A 1111-nucleotide genomic window follows, 5' to 3' on the forward strand; every position below is an offset into this window, starting at 1 on the left:
GTGGCCCTTGTGCTTGGGGCCGGGCGCGACGGTGGCATTGGCGGCGAGGTCCCGCAGCGGGGCGGAGGTGTCGTGGTGGACGGCGGCGCCCGAGTCGGCGGACTGCTGGACGGGAGGCACGGCCGGGGCCGCGTGCGCGGGGGACGTCCCGAGCCAGAGCCCGGGCAGGGCGGCGAGGAGGGCTGCCAGTGCGGCGATCCGTCCTCTTCGCAGGGGGGAGCGTGACACTGAACATCCTTTCGGCAGCCGGGGATCGCCCGACAGGTGAGGGGGTGAAGGACGTTCACGCAGAAGTGCGCGCGTGTTCGCAACTCGGAAGTCTGACGAGAGACATGACATCGCACAAGATGTGCGACCAAAACTCATGCGGCGGCAACACGGCCGTCATCGGCCTTACGATCCAAGGACGTTGAGCAGGCGAGCGAACGCGACGCCCGTGTCGGCGAGCGCGATCGAGGCCCCCAGCAGCACCCCTGCGGCCGGCCAGGCCCGATGCCACTGGTTGCGCGGACGCTCCTGCCGAAGCGCGGCGACCCGGTCGGCGATCCGGTGCCGCGGGTAGGCGAGCGGCCGGGTCGGTCCGGGCGTACGGGCGGCGGTGGCGAGTGCCGCCCGGGCCAGTGAGCGGGTGGCGAGCGTCCTGGAGGAGACCGCCTCGGCGGCGGCCTCGTCCGCCCACCGTTCGATCCCGAACGCGAGCGCGTCCCGAAGCCCGCCCAGGATCGGGTTGACGGCCACCGCCAGGTCCGCGAACGCGGCGTAACGATGATGACGGAACCTCAGATGAGCTCTCTCATGGGCGATCAGGACGGCGCGCTCGTCGGACTCCAGCGCCCGGAGCATCCCCGAGGTCACCACGATCCGCGCGGGCCGGCCGGGCAGCGCGTAGGCGTCGGCGCGATCGTCCGCCAGTACGACCAGGTCGCCCGCGGCCGCCAGGCGGCGCACCGCCGCCACCGCGGACCGCTCCTGCGCCAGGCCGCGCACGGTGATCAGCAGTCGCACCACGATGGCGGCGAGCAGGAGCCCCGCCGCCACCCCGACTCCCCACGGCACCGGATCCACCGCCCCCAGGACATGCGGGTCGCAGTGGAGAAGCGCCCGCACCTGC

General features: G+C 73.4%; 2 protein-coding genes. Both read right to left on the minus strand.

Annotation, left to right across the window (positions count from 1 at the left end; genetic code table 11):
* Positions 1-228 (minus strand): hypothetical protein (locus AB0O00_RS40915; RefSeq protein ID WP_363659727.1); only part of this gene is annotated, 228 nt, incomplete at its 3' end.
* Between the two features lie 165 nt (positions 229-393).
* A partial coding sequence (locus AB0O00_RS40920; RefSeq protein WP_363659728.1) for a M56 family metallopeptidase occupies positions 394-1111 on the minus strand: 718 nt, incomplete at its 5' end.

Source organism: Kitasatospora sp. NPDC093558, assembly GCF_040683475.1.
Lineage (GTDB): Bacteria > Actinomycetota > Actinomycetes > Streptomycetales > Streptomycetaceae > Kitasatospora.